This is a genomic window from Lewinella sp. IMCC34183 (assembly GCF_003390915.1).
Taxonomy (GTDB): domain Bacteria; phylum Bacteroidota; class Bacteroidia; order Chitinophagales; family Saprospiraceae; genus Neolewinella.
Genome location: NZ_QMEM01000002.1, coordinates 85,162 through 104,933, shown reverse-complemented (window position 1 = coordinate 104,933; position 19,772 = coordinate 85,162). Strand labels below are relative to the sequence as shown.

The window sequence follows — 19,772 nt, the reverse complement described above, 5'->3', positions numbered from 1 at the left end:
CCATCCATCCTTCTCTCCTTCAATTTTTGAAATACAAAACTGGCATGAATCAGAAAATTCGCATTAAGCTGCGGTCCTACGATCATAACCTGGTGGACAAGTCCACGGAGAAGATCGTCAAGACCGTAAAGAACAGTGGGGCCATCGTGACCGGCCCGATTCCGCTGCCCACCGAGAAAGATATTTACACCGTTCTGCGCTCGCCGCACGTAAATAAGAAATCCCGGGAGCAGTTTCAATTGCGCACGCACAAGCGCCTCATCGAGATCTATACGCCCAACCAGAAGACGGTGGACGCCCTGGCCAAGCTGGAGCTTCCCAGTGGCGTAGACATTCAGGTGAAGCTGACCTAACCGTAGCTCGCTCGCCCGCCGCTACGGCGGCGGTTGGACAATCTTTTACTTAACTGCTCCCTCCCTAGATCGGACGGGAGCATACCGCCCGCTCCCCACGAAGGGGAAGGCGGACAAATAATCACCGATGAACGGTATAATTGGTAAGAAAGTCGGGATGACCTCCATCTTCGACGACGCGGGCCGCAACGTAGCCTGTACGGTTATCGAAGCCGGGCCCTGTGTGGTCACCCAGGTAAAGACTGACGATACGGATCAGTACAACGCCCTGCAGCTGGCCTACGGCGAACGCAAGGAAAAGAAGACCAGCAAGCAGCTGGCCGGCCACTTCAAAGCGGCCGACACCTCCCCCAAAACCGACGTGATCGAGTTTCGCGACATGAGCCTGACCAAGGCCCTAGGCGACACCGTTACCGTCGACGAGGTATTCGTGGAAGGCGACATGTGCGCCGCCGTCGGAACCAGCAAGGGTAAGGGTTTTCAGGGCGTAGTAAAGCGCCACAACTTCAAGGGTGTCAACGACGCCACCCACGGTCAGCACAACCGCCAGCGCGCTCCCGGTTCGATCGGTGCCGCCAGCTACCCCGCCCGTGTATTCAAGGGTATGCGGATGGCCGGCCGCGACGGTGGTGGTCGCGTGACCATCAAGAACCTCCGGGTACTTAAGGTATTCCCCGACCGTAACCTCATCCTGGTGAAGGGCGCCGTGCCCGGACCAAAGGGCGGAACCGTAATTCTTCACAAGTAAGGCACCCGCCACAAACTATCTAAGACATGAAACTCCAAGTTCATAGCGCAATGGGTGCCGAAACCGGCCGTGAGGTCGAACTGCCCGACAACATCTTCGGCGTCGAGCCCAACGAGCACGCCGTTTACCTGGCCGTAAAGGCTTACCTCGCCGCCCAGCGGCAGGGTACCCACAAGGCTAAGGAACGCGGTGAGATCGCCGGGTCCACCAAGAAACTGCACAAGCAGAAGGGTACCGGTGGCTCCCGTAAGGGCGACATCAAGAACCCGCTGTTCCGCAGCGGTGGACGCATCTTCGGCCCCCGCCCCCGTACCTACGGCATCAAGCTCAACAAGCGCGTCAAGCTGACCGCCCGGGCTTCCGCCTTCTCCGCCAAAGCGGCCGACGGTAAGATCAAGCTGGTCGAGGACCTCAAGTTCGACGCTCCCAAGACCAAGGAATTTGTCAAGTTTCTCGGTGCGGTGAACGCTACCGAGGGCAAAGTACTCCTGATCACCGCCGAGAATGACGCCAACGTCTTCCGCAGCGGCCGTAACCTGCCCGACAGCACCATCGTGAGTGCCGGAGCCGTAAACACCTACGAGGTGATGCGGGCCGGAACCATACTCATCGCCGAGGGCGCAATTGATAAACTGAAGGAGCAGTTCGCCGCCTTCGAAACCACAACGACCAATGGCTAAGAATATCCTCATCAAGTCGGTAGTTTCGGAAAAAGCCGAACTACTCAGCGAAAGCAAGGAGCAGTACACCTTCGTGGTGGACAAATCCGCCAACAAGATCCAGGTCCGTAACGCCGTGGAGGCCCGCTACGGGGTAACCGTAGACTCGGTCAACACCATGAACATGCCGGGCAAGACCAAAAACAGATCGACCAAGTCGGGCGTCATCCGCGGTCGGGTTTCGGGCTTCAAGAAAGCCATCGTGACCCTGATTGAGGGAGAAACGATCGACTTGTATAACGAATTATAAAACCCCGGTGGGTGGGGAGCAGCGGACCAGGGTCGATCTGGGTAACCGTCTTTTTGCTCCGAGATTCACCGGACAACCAGTGCAATAATGCCAATCAAGAAGTTTAAGCCGGTATCTGCCGGATCCCGCTTCCACGTAGGTAACAAGTTTACCGAACTGACGGGAGATAAGCCGGAAAAGAGCCTGCTGGCCCCCGTGAAGCGGACCGGCGGTCGTAACCGTACCGGTAAGATGACCGTACGCCAGCGTGGCGGCGGACACAAGCGCCGCTACCGTATTGTCGATTTCCGCCGCGAAAAAGACGGTATCCGTGCCGAGGTCAAGACCATAGAGTACGATCCCAACCGCACCGCCTTCATCGCCTTGGTCGAGTACACCGACGGGGAGAAGCGCTACATCATTGCCCCCCAGGGACTGACCGTAGGAGATACCATCGTAAGTGGTCCCGACGCTACCCCCGATACCGGCAACTGTATGCTGCTGGGAGATGTACCCCTGGGTGCCCAGATCCACAACATCGAACTCCAGCCCGGTAAGGGTGCCGCCCTCGCCCGTTCCGCGGGTACCAACGGTACGCTGATGGGTAAGGAAGGACGCTTCGTTTCGGTCAAGTTGCCCAGCGGAGAGGTTCGTCGTATCCTCAAGACGTGCAAGGCCGTTATTGGCGCCACGTCCAACCCCGACCACGCCCTGACCGTTGCCGGTAAGGCGGGCCGGAACCGTTGGCTGGGTCGTCGCCCCCGCGTTCGCGGTGTCGCTATGAACCCCGTCGATCACCCCATGGGTGGTGGTGAGGGTCGCGCCTCGGGAGGTCACCCCCGTTCGCGTACCGGCATCATGGCCAAGGGCCAGAAGACGCGCAACGTCAACAAGGCAAGCAACAAAATGATCATCAGCCGTCGCAAGACCAAGAACAAGAAGTAAATTATGGCACGTTCCCTCAAGAAAGGCCCCTACGTTTTCCACAAGCTTTACGACAAGATCGTCAAGTCGCAGGAGGGCGGTCGCAAGGGCATGATCAAGACCTGGTCGCGCGCTTCCATGATCGTTCCCGACATGGTCGGCCTGACGATCGCGGTCCACAACGGCAAAACCCACGTCCCCGTCTACGTTACGGAGAACATGGTCGGTCACAAGCTCGGTGAGTTTGCGCCTACCCGTTCGTTCCGCGGACACGGCGGTAAGAAGAAATAGTACGGTAGTCGGTAGTACAGTAGTACGGTAGCAGCGCGCTCCGGCTACCGTACTACCAGACTACAGTACTACCGTACTTTAAAACTGAGTGAAGGAAGAGTAAGTCCTCGCCCGCAAGAGCCCGGCTTACTAACCCGTTCCCTCGTAATTTTTATCCAAGTAATGGAAGCAACAGCAAGTTTAAATAGCATTCCGATGTCGGTCCGCAAGATGCGGCTCGTCGTCGACCTGATCCGCGGCAAGCGGGTAGGTGAGGCTCTGGGTATTCTGGAGTACAGCAAGCAGGAAGCCGCCATCTGGCTGCGCAAGAACCTGCTTTCGGCCATCGCCAACTGGGAGTACAAGACCGACGGCCTGCAGAGCGCCGACGAGTTCGAACTGGTGATCAGCGAGATCTATGCCGACGCCGGCGCCCAGATCAAGCGTTTCCGTCCGGCCCCCCACGGTCGTGCGCACCGCATCCGGAAGCACAGCTGCCACATCACGATTAAAGTATCCAACAGTGTTGCCCTGCCCAGCGAGGGAGTGGAAGCGACTGAACCAGAAACCGTCCAAGAATAACAACCCATGGGTCAAAAGACAAATCCAATTGGTAACCGCCTCGGTTACATTCGCGGCTGGGACAGTAACTGGTTCGCTGATAAAGATTACGCCGCCAACGTCATTGAAGACGAGAAGCTGCGTACCTACCTCGAAACCCGGATCAACAAGGGCGGCATCGCCCGGATCATCATTGAGCGTACGCTCAAGCGGGTCACGCTCACCATCCACACCTCGCGCCCCGGTATCATCATCGGTAAGGGCGGTAAGGAAATCGACCAGATCCGTGAGGAGCTGCGCCGATTAACGGACAAGGACATCCAGATCAACATCATCGAGATCCGCAAGCCGGAGATGGATGCCAACATCGTTGCGGAGTCCATCGCCAACCAGATCGAGGCCCGTATCAACTACCGCCGCGCCATCAAGACGAGCATCGCCTCGACCATGCGCGCCGGAGCCGAAGGAATCAAGATCCGTATTTCGGGTCGCCTTAACGGTTCCGATATGAGCCGTACCGAGGAGTACAAGGAGGGACGCACCCCGCTGCACACCTTCCGTGCCGATATCGACTACGCCCACAAAGAAGCACATACCGTCTACGGCCGTATCGGCATCAAGGTATGGCTCTGTAAGGGTGAGGTCCTCGGCAAGCGCGATCTCAACCCCAACGCCGGCCTGGCTACCAAAGGCGACCGCGACGACCGTCGTGGCGGCGGCGGCGGCAGCCGTGGCGGACGCCGCGGTGGTGGTGGTGGCGGCGGACGCCGGTAGGCTTCCCCGCTACAATCCCTTACTACAATACCCACGCCGGAAACGTGCTCCGCACTGTAATTCGGCCGACTTAACCGCCTCCGGCGAGAACAACCGAACCGAAGACCATCAAAACAGCGTTTTGCGCTGGTCTTCCTCCCCACCGACTAGCAGGGCAGCATCCGGAATCCTCCGGCCGCTGCCTTGCTTTCCGCGTTAGGAAGAAAACTGGCTGGAAGTTTCCCATTCCACCAGGAAAACCGTACCTTTGCCCCGCTCTAAGAGGGCCCTCTTAAAAAAAGTAACATGTTACAGCCGAAAAGAACGAAATACCGCAAGCAGCAGAAAGGTCGCAACACCGGTCTGGCTGGCCGCGGTAACTTGGTTTCCTTTGGAAGTTTTGGGCTCAAGAGCCTGGATTCCGGTCGGATCACCAACCGGCAGATCGAAGCTGCCCGTATTGCCATGACCCGCCACATGAAGCGTGAGGGTAAGGTGTGGATCCGCATTTTCCCCGACAAGCCCATTACCAGCAAGCCGCTTGAGGTACGTATGGGTAAGGGTAAGGGTGCACTCGACCACTGGGTCGCTCAGGTGCAGCCGGGCCGCGTCTTGTTCGAACTCGACGGGGTGACGCGCGAGGTAGCCGAAGAGGCGCTTCGCCTGGCCGCTCAGAAGCTTCCGGTACTCACCAAGACGATCACCCGCGTCGATTACCAGGGCTAACCTCCCGTTCAACCATAACTACTAAGCTAAATCCGCCGGCGTGCCGCGCGGTACAATCAATTTCCGATGGCGAGTAATAAGACATTAGAGCTGCGGGATGCTTCCGACGCTGACCTCCGGGATCAGTTGAACGAGAGCACCACCAGCCTTGAAAAAATGACCTTCGACCATACCGTGAACGGTATCGAAAATCCCCTCCAGCTGCGCACCGTTCGCCGCGACGTGGCCCGGATCAAAACCGAGCTCCGCCGCCGTGAACTGGAAGCCCTTCCCCAGGAAGCGCTTGCCAAGCGTGATGACATTCGCCGCCGCCGCCGTAAAAAGTAACTGACAAGATGAGTAACGAGGAAAAAAACACTCCGGAGAACGAGCAGCCCCAGGCCGAAGAGCAGCAGGGCGGCGTCGTCGAAACCGTCACCAACGCAGCTGACGCAGTTGTGGATGCCGCTACGGATGCCGTTGAGCAGGTCGTAGACGCCGTTACCGGCGACGACGCTTCCGCAACCAGCAGTACCGCAACACCCGATGAGGCCCACCAGGCCCACAAACTGGGTAAGGGCGGTCGCAACCTGCGTAAGACCCGGGAGGGCTACGTGGTGAGCAATAAGATGGACAAGACCATTGCCGTCGCCATCGAGCGCCGCCTGCAGCACCCCATTTACGGCAAGTACGTAAAGAAAACGAAGAAGCTGATCGCCCACGATGAGACCAACGAATGCCAGATCGGCGACCTGGTCCGCATCACGGAGTGCCGCCCGCTGAGCCGGCGTAAGCGCTGGCGCCTCATCTCCGTACTGGAGAAGGCCAAGTAACCAATCGTAAACGGCAGTAAAAGAAAGTTGAAATGATCCAACAGGAATCACGTTTGCGCGTAGCCGACAACAGCGGTGCCAAGGAAGTGCTCTGTATTCGCGTACTGGGCGGCTCGAAGCGCCGTTACGCCACCATCGGTGACCAGATAGTAGTCAGCGTTAAGGAAGCCTCTCCGGGCGGTAACGTCAAGAAAGGCTCCGTCTCCAAGGCCGTTGTGGTGCGCACCAAGAAAGAAATCCGCCGCAAGGACGGATCGTACATCCGCTTCGACGACAACGCGGTAGTTCTCCTTAATGCCGCCGAGGAACCCCGCGGCACCCGCATTTTCGGCCCCGTGGCCCGCGAGCTTCGCGACCGCGATTATATGAAGATCGTATCCCTCGCTCCCGAGGTACTCTAAACACAACCACCAATGGCTAACAAGACCTATAAAGACAAGCAGAAGCGCCACACGCCCAAGCTTAAGATCAAGAAGGGCGATCGGGTGGTCGTGATCAGCGGCGCCTACAAGGACCGTACCACCGCCCGCGAGGTACTCGAGATCTTCCCCGAGGACAACCGCGCCCTGGTCGACGGCGTAAACCTGCGCAAGAAGCACCAAAAGCCCACCGAGGACTCTGCCGGAGGAATCGTTGAGAAGGCTACCCCCATCCACATCAGCAACCTGATGCTGGTAGATCCTTCCGTTGACGAAGTGACGCCGACCCGCGTCGGTCGCAAGCGCGATGACAACGGAAAGCTCCAGCGCTACGGTAAGCGTAACGATAACATCATCGCATAATGAGCTACACGCCAAGACTAAAGAAGAAGTACGACGACGAAGTCCGCAGCAAGCTGCAGGAACAGTTCGGTTACCGGTCACCCATGGAGGTCCCCCGTCTGCTGAAGATCGCCATCAACCAGGGCGTAGGTAAGGGCACCCAGGATCGTAAGCTCGTGGAGAACGCGGTGAAGGAAATGACCCTCGTCGCCGGCCAGCAGGCCGTCACCACGAAGGCCAAGAAATCCGTCTCCAACTTCAAGTTGCGCGACGGTATGGCCATCGGTGCTAAGGTTACCCTACGCCGGGAGAAGATGTACGACTTCCTCGATCGCCTCATCTCTACCGCCCTGCCCCGTGTCCGGGACTTCCGCGGTATCAACGACAAGAGCTTCGACGGCCGTGGTAATTACACCATGGGCGTATCCGAGCAGATCATCTTCCCCGAGATCAGCCTGGATGACGTAGCCAACATTACCGGTTTCGATATCACCTTCGTCACCAGTGCCAAGACCGATGCCGAAGCACTCGCCCTGCTCCGCGAACTCGGTCTTCCTTTCAAGAACCAGAACAACAACCAATAATGGCCCGTAAATCACTGATCGCCCGCGAACGTAAGCGGGAGCGCATGGTCGCCAAGTACGCCGAGAAGCGTGCCGCGCTGAAGGCCGCCGGAGAGTGGGAAGAGCTGGATAAGCTCCCCCGCAACTCCAACCCCATCCGCCTCCATAACCGTTGTGGACTCACCGGTCGCCCCAAGGGCTACATGCGTAAGTTCGGCCTCTGCCGCGTAAAGTTCCGTGAAATGGCACTTGACGGCAAGATCCCCGGCGTTCGCAAGGCTTCCTGGTAACGCTCCCCTTCGCGGAAGCATCCCGAGCAATTCTTAAGTCCTCACGGACTATTCCCTTACAGTTCCAGCAGTTCCCCTGACGGGAAAACCTAGGAGCGCAATACTTTTTCCATGGCAGTTACTGATCCTATTGCCGACTACCTTACCCGCATCCGCAACGCACAGGTTGCCGGTCACCGGGTAGTTACCGTCCCCGCTTCCCGCACCAAAAAGCGCCTCACCGAGATTCTGTACGACCAGGGGTTCATCCTGAAGTACAAGTTTGACGACGAGGCCGGCAAAGGCAAGCAGGGCACCATTTCCATCGCCCTCAAGTACGAGCGTGAAACCAAGCGTCCCGTGATCCGCAAGCTCGTCCGCGTGTCGAAGCCCGGTCTGCGGCAGTACGCCAAGGCGGACGCTATGCCCCGTGTCATCAACGGGCTTGGTATCGCCATCGTATCCACCAGCAAGGGTCTCATGACCGGCCGCCAGGCTACCGATCAGAACGTCGGTGGAGAGGTACTCGCCTACGTATACTAAATAGTCCACCTCTGCAGGCGGAATACTCCGCCGTAAGATCAACTCCAATATTATGTCTAGAATTGGCAAAAACCCGGTTGAACTGCCCTCGGGCGTTACCGTCTCCGTCTCCAAGGGTAACCTGGTCACGGTGAAGGGCCCCAAGGGCGAGCTGACCCAGCAGGTCGATCCCGACATGGGCATCGAAATCAATGATTCGGATGTCCAGGTCACCCGCCCCACCGACAGCAAGCGCCACCGCAGCTTCCACGGTCTCTACCGTTCGCTGCTGGCCAACATGGTCGAAGGCGTAACCAACGGCTACAACCTCTCGCTCGAAGTGATCGGCGTGGGTTACCGTGCTGAAAACAAGGGCAACCTGCTCATCCTTACCCTCGGTTACTCCCACCCGGTATACTTCATCGTACCCAAGGAAGTGGTGGTCGAAACCGTGAACGCCAAGGGTAAGAACCCCATCATCAAACTGTCCAGCACCGACAAGCAACTCGTCGGACAGGTGGCCGCCAAGATCCGTTCGCTGCGGAAGCCCGAGCCCTACAAGGGTAAAGGTATTCGCTTCGAAGGTGAGGAGATCCGCCGCAAAGCTGGTAAGACCGCCGCTAAGAAGTAAAAAGATAACAGCAATGCAACTAACGAAACTCAAGCGGCGTAAGCGGATCCACAGCCGCGTAAGGAAGAAGATCACCGGTACGGCCGAAAAGCCCCGCCTGAACGTGTTCCGTTCCAACCGCTATATCTACGCCCAATTGATCGACGACGTCTCCGGCAACACGCTGGCCAGCGCTTCGAGCTACGAGGCAGCCGTCGCCAACGAAGGCAACAAGTCCGACCAGGCCAAGGAAGTCGGCAAGCTGATCGCCGAGCGTGCCAAGGCCGCCGGCATCGAACGCGCCCTTTTTGACCGGGGTGGCTATTTGTATCACGGTCGGGTGAAGTCACTCGCTGACGGTGCCCGCGAGGGTGGCCTCAACCTTTAAATCAAGCTCCAATGGCTGACAACAGAAACAACAGCAGCGGCGGCGGCAACAACCGTAACCGCCGTGATGGCCGCGACAACCGCGGTCGTAACAATCGTGGTGACCAGCACGAATCCGACCTGAAGGAAAAGATGGTAGCCCTTAACCGGGTATCCAAAGTAACCAAGGGCGGTCGTACGTTCACCTTCGCCGCCATCGTCGTCGTAGGCGACGGTAAAGGCAAGGTCGGACACGGTACCGGTAAATCGAAGGATATCTCCGAAGCCATTCAGAAGGCCACGGACGTAGCCCGCAAGAGCATGATTAAGGTGCCCCTCTACAAAGGGACCATCCCCCACGAGCAGCTCGGTAAGTACGGAGCCGGTAAGGTTCTCCTGAAGCCCGCCAGCGAGGGTACCGGTGTAATCGCCGGTGGTGCCATGCGCTCCGTCCTCGATATCTGTGGTGTGCACAACGTGCTTGCCAAGTCGCAGGGCTCTTCCAACCCCCACAACGTGATCAAAGCCACCATTGACGCGCTCCAGAAGCTGCGCAGCCCGCAGACCATCGCGAAGCAGCGGGGTATCTCGATGGAGAAGCTCTTCGAAGGCTAGGTCTCTTCCCCAGTCGTCCCGACTCCGTCGGAACTCAAACCACCGAATAATGGCAACGATTAAAATCACCCAGGTCAAGAGCGTCATCGACCGTCCCAAGGGACAGAAGGATACCATCAAGGCCCTGGGCATCAAAAAAATGCACCAGACCGTAGAGCGCGAGGATACGCCCGTCATCCGCGGAATGGTTAACAAGGTCGCCCACCTCGTAGTCGTAGAGTAGCTCAGGCTCCCACTTTCCCGACATTGGCTGGCCTCTCGCTGAAATGATTACGGATCCTTTTCCGTTATTCTTTCTCCGACGGTACATTGCCCCCGGAAAGTTGCGCGCCGGTGCCGCCCGCCCCGACCAAGCGATATAAAAAACTCATCCATGCAACTCAATAATCTCAAGCCCGCCGCCGGTTCCACGAAGTCCGGAAAGCGGATTGCCCGCGGACAGGGCTCCGGACGCGGTGGTACCTCCACCCGTGGCCACAAGGGAGCCAAGTCCCGCAGCGGTTACAAGAGCAAGCGTAACTTCGAGGGCGGTCAGATGCCCCTGCAAATGCGCCTGCCCAAGCGCGGATTCAATAGCCCGAACCGGGTAGAATACGTAGCTTTGAATCTGGAAAACCTCCAGGCCATCAGCGAAAAGCACGGCCTCTCCGAGATCACTCCCACGTCGCTCTACGACGCCGGAATCATCAAGAAGAATGACCGGTACAAGGTGCTTGGCAATGGGGAGGTGACCAGCGCACTGACGATCACGGCCCACGCCGTCAGCGCCAGCGCAAAGGAAGCCATCGAGAAAGCCGGTGGTAGCATTACCACCGCCTAAAAGTATTTGCCATGAGGTTATTCGAGAATATTAAAAATATCTGGTCGATCGATGAGTTGCGCAACCGCATCCTCTTCACCCTCGCCCTTATGGCCGTATACCGTCTTGGTTCTTTCGTCGTACTCCCCGGAGCCGACATTGAAGCCTTGCAGGCCAGCCTCAACAGCCGTGGCGACGCCAACGACCTGCTGGGATTGATCAATCTGTTCACCGGCGGTGCGTTCAATAACGCCTCGATCATGGCCCTGGGTATCATGCCCTACATCACGGCCAGCATTATCGTGCAGCTGCTCGGTTTTGCCGTCCCCTACTTCCAGAAGCTTCAGAAGACGGAAGGGGAGTCGGGCCGCAAGAAACTGACCCAGATCACGCGGGCCCTGACGGTGGCCATTACCCTCGTGCAGGGTGCCGGTTACCTCACCTACATCCGCTCCCAGGGCGGTGTAAGCCCCGCTGTTTCCGAGTCGGTCTTCTGGATCTCCGGTATTATCATCCTTTCTACCGGCACCATCTTCGCGATGTGGCTGGGAGAGCGGATCACGGACCGCGGTATCGGTAACGGTGTTTCGCTGCTGATCACCGTGGGCATCATCGTCGGACTACCGGCGGCCCTCGGATTCGAGCTTCAGTCGCGCCTCCAGGCCGGCGCCCTGCTCATCTTCGTGCTGGAGATGCTCGGTTTCTTCCTCGTGACCATGGCTACCGTCATGATCGTTACCGGGGTACGCAAGATTCCGATCCAGTTCGCTAAGCGCATGGTTGGTCGTGGCCAGGGTGCCGCACCCTCCACCACCGCTCGCGATTACATTCCCCTGAAAGTAAACGCTTCCGGCGTAATGCCGATCATCTTCGCCCAGGCGCTGATGTTCGTACCCGCCAGCCTCGCCGGTTTCGCCGGTGGCGATGCGGAGACCAGCTGGCTCGCACTGCAGTTCAACGACTTCACCTCACCGGTCTACAACATCGTATACTTCGTGCTTGTCGTTGCCTTCACTTACGTCTATACCGCCCTGGTGGTTAACCCCAGCCAGTACACCGAGTACTTGAAGCGGCAGAACGCCTTTATTCCCGGTGTTCGTGGCGGTACCGAAACGGAGGAATACATCGATTCTATCACCAGCCGTATCACGTTGCCCGGATCTATTCTGCTGGGCCTGATCGCCATCCTTCCCGCCTTCGTGGCTGGACTTGGCGTCAACCAGCAGTTCGCCATCTTCTTTGGCGGTACTTCGCTCATCATCATGGTAGGCGTAGTACTCGATACCCTGCAGCAAATCGATACGTACCTGCTCATGCGGAAGTACGACGGTCTCTCCAAAGAGGGGCGTCTGCAGGGCCGGGGAACCGGTAGCCGGATGCAGCAGATCGGTGCCGATTTCTAGCCTTTAAAATCTAATAGCTTACCGAGCGGGTGTCCTGAATTGGGCACCCGCTTTTTGTTTTCCCGACCCTCTTCCGTGCGCTCCAACCGTCTCCTTCAGCTCTTGGCCTCTGCCGTCCGCGGCGATGCCTACGATTATACCTCCGGCGGTATCCGGAAGTCGATCATCCTGCTGGCCATCCCCATGATGCTGGAGATGGCCATGGAGAGTGTCTTCGCCCTCGTCGATACCTTTTTTGTCGGGCGGCTGGGCACCGAGGCGCTCACTACGGTAGGGCTGACCGAGGTGATGATGACCCTCATCTACAGCATCGGCGTCGGTCTGAGCCTGGCGCCGATGGCGCTCATCGCCCGCTTCGTGGGGGAGAAGAATACCGCACTGGCGAGCCGCGCCGCGGGGCAGTCGATCGTTCTCGCCCTCCTGGTCAGTCTGGTCATTGCCGTGCCAGGCACGTATTACGCCCCGGACCTGCTCCGGCTCATGGGGGCCGGAGAGCGGGTAGTGGCCACCGGCGCGGGCTATACCCGTATCCTCTTCGCCGGCAACGGGATCATCATGCTGCTCTTCTTGCTGAACGGGGTATTCCGGGGCGCCGGAGAAGCCGCCACGGCCATGCGGGTCTTGTGGATCTCCAACGGGATCAACATCGTCCTCGATCCCTTGCTGATCTTCGGCTGGGGACCGATTCCGGCCTACGGAGTAGAGGGGGCAGCACTCGCCACCACGCTCGGCCGGGGCATAGGCGTGGTGTACCAACTGTATATTCTCTTTGGCGGCCGTTCCGTGGTCCGCATCGCCCCGCGCGGGTGGCGACTCGACCTTGCCATGCAGCGGCGCATCCTTCGTATCGCGGCGAGCGGAGCCTTCCAGTACCTGATCGGATCCGCCAGCTGGATCTTTTTGGCGCGCATAGTAGCCAGTTTCGGTGCCGCGGCCGTCGCGGGCTACACGGTTTCGATCCGGTTGATCCTGTTCACGCTGCTGCCCGCCTGGGGCTTGTCCAACGCCGCGGCTACCTTCGTCGGGCAAAACCTCGGGGCCGGACGTCCCCTGCGGGCCGAACGGGGCGTGTGGTGGACACTGGGCTTCACTACCGTCTACCTGGCCGTGCTTTCTATCGGCTATTATACGCTGGCGGGGCCGCTGGTGCGGGCGTTTACCCAGGATCCGGAAGCCGTTGGGTACGGCATCGCAGCCCTTCAGGTGTTCGCCGCGGGCTATGTGTTATTCGGTCTTGGGCTCATCCCGATCCAGGCCTTCAACGGGGCGGGGGACACCCTCACGCCCTCGTTGCTCAATTTTGTCTGCTTCTGGCTACTCGAAATCCCCCTAAGCTACTACCTGGCCGTCTCCCTGGGCTACGCGGTCACCGGAGTCGTTTGGGCGGTGGTAATTGCCGAATTCGTGTTGGCGGTCGTGGCGATCGTTCTGTTCCGCCGCGGGCGCTGGAAGCTCAGGCAGATTTAGCGGCCAGCACGAGCCCGGTCGCTACGTCCAGTTCCGTGAGGTATAGATCCGGGTGCCGGCGCAGGGTAGCCAGCAGCTGCTGCGCGCGTTCGTGGTGCCCCTCGGGCCAGTTGGGCTGCGGATGCATATCGTCGATGAGGTACAAGCCGCCGGGCCGCAGTCGTGCCAGCGCCTCTTCCAGATGCGTGTATTTGCCGGGCCAGGTATCGGCGAAAATGAAGTCGAAGGCGGGGCCATCGTAGGTTTCGAGCCAGCTGCCGCCGTCGGCTGTTACGATGCGTACGCGCTCGTCGTCGGCAAACAGTTCGGACGCTACGTTCGTCAGTCGCGGATCGTTGTCCAGGGAGACAATAGTCGTATCCGCGGTCATCCCCTGTACCAGCCACGCCAGGGACAGCCCCAGCCCGGTCCCGAGTTCCAGCAGACGTCCACCGGGCCGGCTGGCGGCCAGGGTTGTGAGCAACGGTCCGAGGCGATCGTCCGATGACATGGTAAATCGAAGATCTTTTGCCGCCCGTTCGATGGCGGCTAAGCGTTCGGGGGGTGGGGTAGCCATTACAGCGTTGGGTTGAGTGGACCGGAAAGGTATCGTCCCGGCCGGTCCGCTCCAACCGCATACCTTTGGGTTTTACGCTATCCAGATGCACGCAGACACGCTTATCCTGGGCGGGGGAGCCGCCGGTTTTTTTGCCGCTATCCGTATTGCGGAGCGCCGGCCCGGCGGGCGGGTCACCATCCTGGAACGGGGCCGTTCCGTGCTGGAGAAGGTGCGCATCAGCGGGGGTGGCCGGTGCAACGTCACCCACGCTTGCTGGGAGCCGAAAGAGCTCGTCAAATTCTATCCCCGCGGAGGGCGGGAGTTGCTGGGCCCCTTTCATAAGTTCGCCTGCGGTGATACCATGGGATGGTTCGCCGACCGGGGCGTCGAACTCAAGATCGAAGAGGACGGTCGGATCTTCCCGGTGTCGGACGATTCGCGTACCATCGTCGACTGCCTGTGGGGAGAAGCGCGCCGGCTGGGCATTGGCGTAGTGACCGGCACCCGCGTAACCCGAATCCTTGCACCTGCGCCCCGCCGCCCCGATGCTGCCCCTTCCTGGACGGTAGAGGCGGGTGACCAGCGGTTTTCCGCCGATACCTTGGTAGTAACGACGGGTAGTAATCCGGCGGTCTGGAAACTACTGGCGGAACTGGGGCATACGATCGTCCCCCCGGTACCTTCTCTCTTCGCGCTCAACATAAAGGATGCCCGCCTGGCCGGCTTGGCCGGTATCAGCCTGCCCTGGGCTGCCGTGCGGGCTACCGGGGACGGACTGAGTGCGGAAGGACCGCTCCTCGTTACCCACCGCGGACTGAGCGGCCCGGCCATTCTGCGGCTAAGTGCCTGGGGGGCACGTCACCTGCATCCCCGGGGCTATGCGTTCGAGGTAGCGGTGAACTGGCTGGCCCGGCGGACCACCGATGTATTCGAGGAGCTTGCGCGGGCACGGGACGATCGCAGCCGGCAACAGATGAGTACGCGGAGCCCCGTGGAGCTGCCGGCCCGTCTCTGGCAGTCGCTGGTACGCGCCGCGGAGATCCCGGAGGACCAGCAGTGGGCGCAACTGTCCAACGCACAGCTCCGCCGGCTCGCCGAAGAGCTGACCGACGGCCGCTACCGCGTAACCGGCAAGGCCACCAACAAGGATGAGTTCACCACGGCGGGCGGGGTGGACCTGCGCGAAGTCGATTTCCGGCATTTCCGGTCAAAGCACTATCCGACCCTATACCTGGCGGGTGAGGTACTGGATATTGATGCCATCACGGGCGGGTTCAACTTTCAGGCGGCCTGGACGGGGGGCTGGCTGATCGGCGAAGCTATGGACGCGCGGGAGGCGGACTAGAGGCCGGTCAGGCCGTACTCCGAAGGGCTTGTGGAAAGCACCTCGACCGGCGAGAGTGAATCCGTGGCCGCGGCCGTTGGACAATCGTTCCCTCCGTAGACCGGTGCCGGGTGGGCTACCGGTCGCATGGCATGGACCAGCGACACCGTAGTGGCCCCGAAGGTGCTGCGATCGGGAGCACTGGCGTCCCGCAGGCGCAGTACGTCGCTGGGTATGGGGATGATCTTGTGGGCGGAGGAACGGCGAACGATGGCCGGCGGGGCATCGTCGGCGAAGTAAGACTGCTGTACTGCATCACCTATCATATATATGATAGACACCGCCGCCAGCATGAACGGGGAGGAAAACAATTTCATGTGTGTTGTTCGTGTGGGCCAAAAGGCCAATAATCAAAGCTAACTAGGAAAGACAATTGATGGACTAAGTCCAATTGCTACAAGTAAGATACGAACATTTTTGTTCCCACAACGATTTTTTTCTTGGTCTGTTACCGTCTTTTCCCCCTATACCCGGGCATTTTCTTCCTCCGGGGCGAGGCGCGAGGCGATCGCGCTACTGAGCAGCCCGGCCAGCATGGCGGTGGTACGGAAGGGGAAGTCGGCGGGGTAGGGGAGGAAGGCCGGCAGCCCGAGGGTCGCATCGCCGCCGCCGAACCGCAGCAGGGCGGCCACCCCGAAGCCCGCCAGCGCCCCGTAGCGATTCGCCCGAGGATCGAAGAGCGCGCAAACGAGTGCCGGAAAGAGGAGACAGTACACGAAGTCGGAACACAGGAACCACAGGGCGTAAACACTCTGCACCTGGAAGGCAATCAGCGTGGCCGCTACGCCCACGATCCAGATGCACCGCTGGATGAGCGTGGCGAGACGGTCGTCGGGCAGGTCGGGTTTGATGAGCGGTTTGTACACGTTCCAGACGCCCATGCTGCTTGCACTGAGCACGCTGCTGTCCACGCTCGACATCACGGCCGCGGCTACCGCGCCGAGCCCTACCACGGCAACGACCGGGTTGGTCAGGTACCGGACCACCCAGGGCAGGGTGGCGCTGGCATCGGGCGGCGGTCCGGCGGGCAGGGCCGACCAGTCGACCGTGGCCGACACCATACCGATCAGTACCGGCGCCACGGCGGCCAGCAGGCATACGACGCCCGCGATCAGGCTGAGCCGCACGGCGGTATCCTCGTCGCGGGCCGCCAGCACCCGCTGGAAGTAGACCTGCCACGGAATGCCGCCGAAGACCAGGAGGAGGGCGTAGTCCCACCACGTCCAGTACGCGGCCCCGAGGGCCTCCCGCGAGGGCAGCAGGCTGGCGGCGGCACCGAATTTGTCGGAGTAGGCAGTATACGTAGCCGCCAGGCCCCCGGTGTAGGAAAGGGCGAAGGGTACGATCAGTGCCAGCCCCAGGAATAGAATGAGCAGCTGCACGACGTCGGTCAGGGCCACGGCCCACAGTCCGCCGAGGGCGGTGTAGGCCACCGCGATCGCCGCCGACAGGAGGATGGCGGTGGTCAGGTCAACGCCCAGTACGGTGCCGAAGGTGGCCCCGAGTGCGGTCAGGATAGCGGCGGTCCAGAACAGCTCCCCGGTCAGGGCCGGCAGGAACAGCAGGGCAGTAACCCGCTCGCCGTACCGTTCGGTAAGGGGGTCGAGCATGGTCCGGTACCGCCGCCGGCGCATGGTCCGGGCAAAGAACAGTCCGCCCACCACCAGCGAAAGGGCGTAGCCCCACGGGGCCTGCACCCACACCAGTCCCTGGGTGGCGGTGTACTCGGCGGTACCGTTGATGAAGCCGCCGCCCACCCAGGTGGCACTCATGGTGAAGATGGCCACGTAAAGCGGCAGGCTGCGGCCGGCCAGCATCATACCGTCGGCGTCGTTGTCCTCCCCCCGCCGCCGGTCGGCCGCGCGGGCACCGATGTAGTAGATCACCGCGTAGAAGACGGCCATGCTTACGAAGGCAGGCCAGTGGACCGCGTCTTCGGTGAAGAAGTACAGCCAGGCGGCCGCCCCACCCAGGAGCAGGCCGAGAAAAAGAAGGGGCAGGCTGTTGCGGGGAAGGGGCATAGGGACGGGTGAAGCAGGCTCCAAAGTACACCGGTCACCGGGATGCCCGGCCAAAATCCCATATTTTACGCGCCCATGGCCCATCCGTTCCGCGCCTTATTGCTGTTGTCATTACTCTGCGCCTGCGGACCCGCGGCCGATCCGCCCGCCCCGCCGGTTGCCTTTCCCGTGGCCGTAGAACCTCCGCCGCCCCCACTTCCCCCGGCCCCCCTGCCGCCGGACTACGACAGCACCGCCTGGACGGAGCTCGTCCGGCTCGATTCGTCCTTCGCGCTCGACCTGCGCTACGCCACCGACAGCAATTTTATGAAGCAGCAGATCTACGACTGCGGCCGCTGCTTCTACCGGCCGAAGGTGGCCCGGGCCCTGCTCGCGGTACAGCAGGACCTGCGCAGCCGGGGCCTGGGGCTCAAGATGTTTGACTGCTACCGGCCGGGTCCCTACCAGCAGCGCCTCTGGGACGTGCTGCCCGACGCCCGATACGTCGCTCGCCCCACCAAGGGGAGCGTGCACAGCCGGGGCGCCGCGGCCGACCTGACCATCGTGGACCTGGCGACCGGTGAGGAGCTGGATATGGGCACGCCCTACGACTTCTTCGGCGAGGCCGCCTACACTACCACGACCGACCTGCCCGCCCCGGTGCCGGAGAACCGGCGCATCCTACAGGAGGCCATGCTCCGGCACGGCTTCTCCACCATCCGCACGGAGTGGTGGCACTTCAATTATGGTGGGCCGAGGTTCCCGTTGAGTGACTGGGTCTGGGCGTGCCCCTAGCTGACTACCGCCCGTGCGCCCGACCCTCCCTCATATCCGCTATTCCGTACTGCTGCCGCCGCTGCTCCCGCTGCTGATCTGCGCGCTGCTGGCACTGTACGACCCGGTGGGCCTGATCGCGTACGCCCAGGCGGCCAGCGACTGGATACTCGAGCGGTTCGACTGGCTCTTCGCGTGGTCGTGCTCGGGCTTCCTGTTGCTGCTGGCGGTCGTGTACATCTCTCCCCTCGGCCGTTCCGTCATCGGTGGCGCAGGAGCTACGCGGTTGCTTTCCCCCTGGCGGTGGTTTGCGATCACGGCGTGCACGACCATCGCTACCGGTATCCTGTTTTGGGGTATCGCGGAGCCTATTTACCACGTGAGTGCGCCGCCGCCGGCGGGAGAGGGTGAACCCGCGGTATTCGCCCTCTCCACACTCTTTCTCCACTGGACGCTGACCCCCTACGCCATCTATACCGTTGGCGGACTGCTCTTTGCCCTGGGCTTCTACAGCCACGGACAGCCCTTTTCCCTGAGTACGCTGCTGCGGCCCGTGCTGGGCGATCGCGTCCATACCCACGGGGGGGCGGCGGTTGATGCCGTGTGCCTGTTCGCGCTCGTGGCGGGGATGTCGGCGGCCCTCGGCGCGGGGAGCCTGGCCCTCAGTGGCGGGCTGGCGGGCTACTTCGGCGGGGACGCGGGTGCAACGCCCCTCCGGCTGGCGGTCATCATCGGCTGTATCGTCGTGGCATTCTGCGTATCCGCGGCAACCGGCCTGCAGCGGGGCATCCGGGTATTATCGAATTACAACATCATCGGGTTCATGCTGCTGGCCGCCTTCGTCTTCGTGACGGGCCCGCTGGCGGAAACCCTGGCGCTGGCCGGAGCGGCGGCGGCCGACTTCGTGGTCACCTTCGTACCGCGGAACCTCGGGACCGACCCGGGGATCCCCGCCGACTGGAGTCACGCGTGGACCGGTTTCTACTGGGCCAACTGGTACGCCTGGGCGCCGATCACGGCCCTCTTCCTGGGGCGGCTCGCCCGCGGGTACACCGTGCGCCGGTTCATCGAGGTCAACCTGCTCTTCACCTCGCTCTTCGGGGCCGGCTGGATGATCGCCTTCGGCGGCACCTCCCTGGTCCTGGACGGGCAGACCAATGGCGCGCTGTCCGCCGCCCTGGCCGCGGGCGGGCCGGAAGCGGTGGCCTACGCCTTGCTCGAGCAACTGCCGGGGCTGGCGGTGACGGCACTGGTATTCCTCGTGTTGGTGTTCCTTTCGTACGTGACGGCGGCGGACTCCAATGTATCCGCGATGAGTGCCCTGTGCATGCGCGATACCGGTCCGGATTCGGCCGAGGCGCCGGTGGGGGTCAAACTGGTGTGGGGACTCACCATCGGCGTGACCGCCTGGGTACTGGTCAGTTTCGCGGGGCTGGACGGTATCCGCCTCATCTCTACCCTCGGGGGCTTCCCGGCCATGCTACTTTTTCTGCTGGGAGCCGTCGGATTGGGGCAACTTACCTGGAAAAGCTTCACCCGAGGCAACAATTAGATTGATCCGGCAGTCTTCTATTTTTGAAGCCCGGTGCTTCGGGCCCGTATTACC

The 19,772-nt window shown here is 60.9% G+C and carries 29 protein-coding genes; 26 read left to right on the top strand and 3 right to left on the bottom strand.

Going from position 1 to position 19,772, the window contains the following annotated elements; translation table 11 throughout:
- The first annotated feature begins 44 nt into the window (after nucleotides 1–44).
- From rpsJ to DQG19_RS05665, 23 genes are all read left to right on the top strand, one after another.
- A complete protein-coding gene (gene rpsJ / locus DQG19_RS05775; RefSeq protein WP_099106033.1) occupies nucleotides 45–353 on the top strand; it encodes a 30S ribosomal protein S10 in 309 nt (102 codons plus the stop codon).
- 127 nt (nucleotides 354–480) lie between these two features.
- Nucleotides 481–1,101: a 50S ribosomal protein L3 gene (gene rplC, locus DQG19_RS05770; RefSeq protein ID WP_116125290.1), complete on the top strand. Its 621-nt coding sequence runs from the start codon at nucleotides 481–483 to the stop codon at nucleotides 1,099–1,101.
- Between the two features lie 26 nt (nucleotides 1,102–1,127).
- Complete coding sequence (gene rplD, locus DQG19_RS05765; RefSeq protein ID WP_116125289.1) at nucleotides 1,128–1,781, top strand: 50S ribosomal protein L4; 654 nt, start codon at nucleotides 1,128–1,130, stop codon at nucleotides 1,779–1,781.
- On the top strand, nucleotides 1,774–2,070 hold the full coding sequence (rplW, locus tag DQG19_RS05760; RefSeq protein WP_116125288.1) for a 50S ribosomal protein L23: 297 nt from the start codon (nucleotides 1,774–1,776) through the stop codon (nucleotides 2,068–2,070). The genes rplD and rplW overlap by 8 nt, the downstream gene beginning before the upstream one ends.
- An 87-nt stretch (nucleotides 2,071–2,157) precedes the next feature.
- Nucleotides 2,158–2,994 (top strand): 50S ribosomal protein L2, encoded by an 837-nt coding sequence (rplB, locus tag DQG19_RS05755; RefSeq protein WP_116125287.1) that lies wholly within the window; start codon nucleotides 2,158–2,160, stop codon nucleotides 2,992–2,994.
- Between the two features lie 3 nt (nucleotides 2,995–2,997).
- Entirely contained in the window at nucleotides 2,998–3,264 is a 267-nt protein-coding gene (gene rpsS, locus DQG19_RS05750) for a 30S ribosomal protein S19 (protein ID WP_099106028.1), read from the top strand.
- A gap of 162 nt (nucleotides 3,265–3,426) precedes the next feature.
- A complete protein-coding gene (gene rplV / locus DQG19_RS05745) occupies nucleotides 3,427–3,825 on the top strand; it encodes a 50S ribosomal protein L22 (RefSeq protein WP_116125286.1) in 399 nt (132 codons plus the stop codon).
- Nucleotides 3,826–3,831: 6 nt separating this feature from the next.
- Nucleotides 3,832–4,578: a 30S ribosomal protein S3 gene (gene rpsC, locus DQG19_RS05740; RefSeq protein WP_116125285.1), complete on the top strand. Its 747-nt coding sequence runs from the start codon at nucleotides 3,832–3,834 to the stop codon at nucleotides 4,576–4,578.
- Between the two features lie 285 nt (nucleotides 4,579–4,863).
- Nucleotides 4,864–5,283 carry a 50S ribosomal protein L16 gene (gene rplP / locus DQG19_RS05735; RefSeq protein ID WP_116125284.1) on the top strand — a complete coding sequence of 140 codons (420 nt, stop codon included), beginning with the start codon at nucleotides 4,864–4,866 and terminating at the stop codon, nucleotides 5,281–5,283.
- Nucleotides 5,284–5,349: 66 nt separating this feature from the next.
- Entirely contained in the window at nucleotides 5,350–5,610 is a 261-nt protein-coding gene (rpmC, locus tag DQG19_RS05730; RefSeq protein ID WP_116125283.1) for a 50S ribosomal protein L29, read from the top strand.
- A 221-nt stretch (nucleotides 5,611–5,831) separates the two neighbouring features.
- A complete protein-coding gene (rpsQ, locus tag DQG19_RS21165; RefSeq protein WP_410503619.1) occupies nucleotides 5,832–6,095 on the top strand; it encodes a 30S ribosomal protein S17 in 264 nt (87 codons plus the stop codon).
- Nucleotides 6,096–6,127: 32 nt separating this feature from the next.
- Complete coding sequence (rplN, locus tag DQG19_RS05720) at nucleotides 6,128–6,496, top strand: 50S ribosomal protein L14 (protein WP_099106022.1); 369 nt, start codon at nucleotides 6,128–6,130, stop codon at nucleotides 6,494–6,496.
- 12 nt (nucleotides 6,497–6,508) lie between these two features.
- Nucleotides 6,509–6,877, top strand: a complete 369-nt coding sequence (gene rplX, locus DQG19_RS05715) for a 50S ribosomal protein L24 (RefSeq protein ID WP_116125282.1) — start codon at nucleotides 6,509–6,511, stop codon at nucleotides 6,875–6,877.
- Complete coding sequence (gene rplE, locus DQG19_RS05710; protein ID WP_116125281.1) at nucleotides 6,877–7,440, top strand: 50S ribosomal protein L5; 564 nt, start codon at nucleotides 6,877–6,879, stop codon at nucleotides 7,438–7,440. Before rplX ends, rplE begins: the two co-directional genes overlap by 1 nt.
- A complete protein-coding gene (gene rpsN, locus DQG19_RS05705; RefSeq protein WP_099106019.1) occupies nucleotides 7,440–7,709 on the top strand; it encodes a 30S ribosomal protein S14 in 270 nt (89 codons plus the stop codon). Before rplE ends, rpsN begins: the two co-directional genes overlap by 1 nt.
- A 111-nt stretch (nucleotides 7,710–7,820) precedes the next feature.
- The gene (gene rpsH / locus DQG19_RS05700; RefSeq protein WP_116125280.1) at nucleotides 7,821–8,231 is read left to right on the top strand and encodes a 30S ribosomal protein S8; all 411 of its coding nucleotides are present in this window, start codon (nucleotides 7,821–7,823) and stop codon (nucleotides 8,229–8,231) included.
- A 52-nt stretch (nucleotides 8,232–8,283) separates the two neighbouring features.
- A complete protein-coding gene (rplF, locus tag DQG19_RS05695) occupies nucleotides 8,284–8,841 on the top strand; it encodes a 50S ribosomal protein L6 (RefSeq protein WP_116125279.1) in 558 nt (185 codons plus the stop codon).
- 13 nt (nucleotides 8,842–8,854) lie between these two features.
- Complete coding sequence (rplR, locus tag DQG19_RS05690; RefSeq protein WP_116125278.1) at nucleotides 8,855–9,208, top strand: 50S ribosomal protein L18; 354 nt, start codon at nucleotides 8,855–8,857, stop codon at nucleotides 9,206–9,208.
- 11 nt (nucleotides 9,209–9,219) lie between these two features.
- Nucleotides 9,220–9,801, top strand: coding sequence for a 30S ribosomal protein S5 (gene rpsE / locus DQG19_RS05685; protein ID WP_116125277.1), 582 nt, complete (start codon nucleotides 9,220–9,222; stop codon nucleotides 9,799–9,801).
- 49 nt (nucleotides 9,802–9,850) lie between these two features.
- A complete protein-coding gene (gene rpmD / locus DQG19_RS05680) occupies nucleotides 9,851–10,024 on the top strand; it encodes a 50S ribosomal protein L30 (protein ID WP_232826449.1) in 174 nt (57 codons plus the stop codon).
- Between the two features lie 150 nt (nucleotides 10,025–10,174).
- Nucleotides 10,175–10,621 (top strand): 50S ribosomal protein L15, encoded by a 447-nt coding sequence (gene rplO, locus DQG19_RS05675; RefSeq protein WP_116125276.1) that lies wholly within the window; start codon nucleotides 10,175–10,177, stop codon nucleotides 10,619–10,621.
- A gap of 11 nt (nucleotides 10,622–10,632) precedes the next feature.
- Entirely contained in the window at nucleotides 10,633–12,003 is a 1,371-nt protein-coding gene (gene secY / locus DQG19_RS05670) for a preprotein translocase subunit SecY (RefSeq protein WP_116125275.1), read from the top strand.
- A 75-nt stretch (nucleotides 12,004–12,078) separates the two neighbouring features.
- Nucleotides 12,079–13,470: an MATE family efflux transporter gene (locus DQG19_RS05665; protein WP_116125635.1), complete on the top strand. Its 1,392-nt coding sequence runs from the start codon at nucleotides 12,079–12,081 to the stop codon at nucleotides 13,468–13,470.
- Here DQG19_RS05665 and DQG19_RS05660 read toward each other — a convergent pair.
- Entirely contained in the window at nucleotides 13,457–14,026 is a 570-nt protein-coding gene (locus DQG19_RS05660) for an O-methyltransferase (protein WP_116125274.1), read from the bottom strand. The two genes, DQG19_RS05665 and DQG19_RS05660, sit on opposite strands and share 14 nt — an antisense overlap.
- 85 nt (nucleotides 14,027–14,111) lie before the next feature.
- On the opposite strand from DQG19_RS05660, the gene DQG19_RS05655 reads away from it, so the two are divergent.
- Nucleotides 14,112–15,353 carry an NAD(P)/FAD-dependent oxidoreductase gene (locus DQG19_RS05655; RefSeq protein WP_116125273.1) on the top strand — a complete coding sequence of 414 codons (1,242 nt, stop codon included), beginning with the start codon at nucleotides 14,112–14,114 and terminating at the stop codon, nucleotides 15,351–15,353.
- Here DQG19_RS05655 and DQG19_RS05650 read toward each other — a convergent pair.
- The gene (locus tag DQG19_RS05650; protein WP_157974349.1) at nucleotides 15,350–15,658 is read right to left on the bottom strand and encodes a hypothetical protein; all 309 of its coding nucleotides are present in this window, start codon (nucleotides 15,656–15,658) and stop codon (nucleotides 15,350–15,352) included. The two genes, DQG19_RS05655 and DQG19_RS05650, sit on opposite strands and share 4 nt — an antisense overlap.
- A 198-nt stretch (nucleotides 15,659–15,856) precedes the next feature.
- Nucleotides 15,857–17,413 carry a sodium:solute symporter family protein gene (locus DQG19_RS05645; RefSeq protein ID WP_116125271.1) on the bottom strand — a complete coding sequence of 519 codons (1,557 nt, stop codon included), beginning with the start codon at nucleotides 17,411–17,413 and terminating at the stop codon, nucleotides 15,857–15,859.
- Nucleotides 17,414–17,488: 75 nt separating this feature from the next.
- Between DQG19_RS05645 and DQG19_RS05640 the strand changes: the two genes are divergently transcribed.
- Entirely contained in the window at nucleotides 17,489–18,187 is a 699-nt protein-coding gene (locus tag DQG19_RS05640; RefSeq protein ID WP_116125270.1) for a M15 family metallopeptidase, read from the top strand.
- 13 nt (nucleotides 18,188–18,200) lie between these two features.
- A complete protein-coding gene (locus tag DQG19_RS05635) occupies nucleotides 18,201–19,718 on the top strand; it encodes a BCCT family transporter (RefSeq protein ID WP_116125269.1) in 1,518 nt (505 codons plus the stop codon).
- Nucleotides 19,719–19,772: the final 54 nt, after the last annotated feature.

Coding starts and splice junctions, on each gene's coding strand:
- rplO (WP_116125276.1), top strand. CDS start 10,175: ATGCAACTCAATAATCTCAAGCCCGCCGCCGGTTCCACGAAGTCCGGA.
- rpsJ (WP_099106033.1), top strand. CDS start 45: ATGAATCAGAAAATTCGCATTAAGCTGCGGTCCTACGATCATAACCTG.
- rplN (WP_099106022.1), top strand. CDS start 6,128: ATGATCCAACAGGAATCACGTTTGCGCGTAGCCGACAACAGCGGTGCC.
- rpsH (WP_116125280.1), top strand. CDS start 7,821: ATGGCAGTTACTGATCCTATTGCCGACTACCTTACCCGCATCCGCAAC.
- rpmD (WP_232826449.1), top strand. CDS start 9,851: ATGGCAACGATTAAAATCACCCAGGTCAAGAGCGTCATCGACCGTCCC.
- rplX (WP_116125282.1), top strand. CDS start 6,509: ATGGCTAACAAGACCTATAAAGACAAGCAGAAGCGCCACACGCCCAAG.
- rplD (WP_116125289.1), top strand. CDS start 1,128: ATGAAACTCCAAGTTCATAGCGCAATGGGTGCCGAAACCGGCCGTGAG.
- rplB (WP_116125287.1), top strand. CDS start 2,158: ATGCCAATCAAGAAGTTTAAGCCGGTATCTGCCGGATCCCGCTTCCAC.
- secY (WP_116125275.1), top strand. CDS start 10,633: ATGAGGTTATTCGAGAATATTAAAAATATCTGGTCGATCGATGAGTTG.
- rplR (WP_116125278.1), top strand. CDS start 8,855: ATGCAACTAACGAAACTCAAGCGGCGTAAGCGGATCCACAGCCGCGTA.
- rplF (WP_116125279.1), top strand. CDS start 8,284: ATGTCTAGAATTGGCAAAAACCCGGTTGAACTGCCCTCGGGCGTTACC.
- rpmC (WP_116125283.1), top strand. CDS start 5,350: ATGGCGAGTAATAAGACATTAGAGCTGCGGGATGCTTCCGACGCTGAC.
- DQG19_RS05660 (WP_116125274.1), bottom strand. CDS start 14,026: ATGGCTACCCCACCCCCCGAACGCTTAGCCGCCATCGAACGGGCGGCA.
- DQG19_RS05655 (WP_116125273.1), top strand. CDS start 14,112: ATGCACGCAGACACGCTTATCCTGGGCGGGGGAGCCGCCGGTTTTTTT.
- rplP (WP_116125284.1), top strand. CDS start 4,864: ATGTTACAGCCGAAAAGAACGAAATACCGCAAGCAGCAGAAAGGTCGC.
- rpsS (WP_099106028.1), top strand. CDS start 2,998: ATGGCACGTTCCCTCAAGAAAGGCCCCTACGTTTTCCACAAGCTTTAC.
- rplW (WP_116125288.1), top strand. CDS start 1,774: ATGGCTAAGAATATCCTCATCAAGTCGGTAGTTTCGGAAAAAGCCGAA.
- rpsN (WP_099106019.1), top strand. CDS start 7,440: ATGGCCCGTAAATCACTGATCGCCCGCGAACGTAAGCGGGAGCGCATG.
- DQG19_RS05640 (WP_116125270.1), top strand. CDS start 17,489: ATGGCCCATCCGTTCCGCGCCTTATTGCTGTTGTCATTACTCTGCGCC.
- rplE (WP_116125281.1), top strand. CDS start 6,877: ATGAGCTACACGCCAAGACTAAAGAAGAAGTACGACGACGAAGTCCGC.
- rplC (WP_116125290.1), top strand. CDS start 481: ATGAACGGTATAATTGGTAAGAAAGTCGGGATGACCTCCATCTTCGAC.
- DQG19_RS05645 (WP_116125271.1), bottom strand. CDS start 17,413: ATGCCCCTTCCCCGCAACAGCCTGCCCCTTCTTTTTCTCGGCCTGCTC.
- DQG19_RS05650 (WP_157974349.1), bottom strand. CDS start 15,658: ATGATAGGTGATGCAGTACAGCAGTCTTACTTCGCCGACGATGCCCCG.
- rplV (WP_116125286.1), top strand. CDS start 3,427: ATGGAAGCAACAGCAAGTTTAAATAGCATTCCGATGTCGGTCCGCAAG.
- rpsC (WP_116125285.1), top strand. CDS start 3,832: ATGGGTCAAAAGACAAATCCAATTGGTAACCGCCTCGGTTACATTCGC.
- rpsE (WP_116125277.1), top strand. CDS start 9,220: ATGGCTGACAACAGAAACAACAGCAGCGGCGGCGGCAACAACCGTAAC.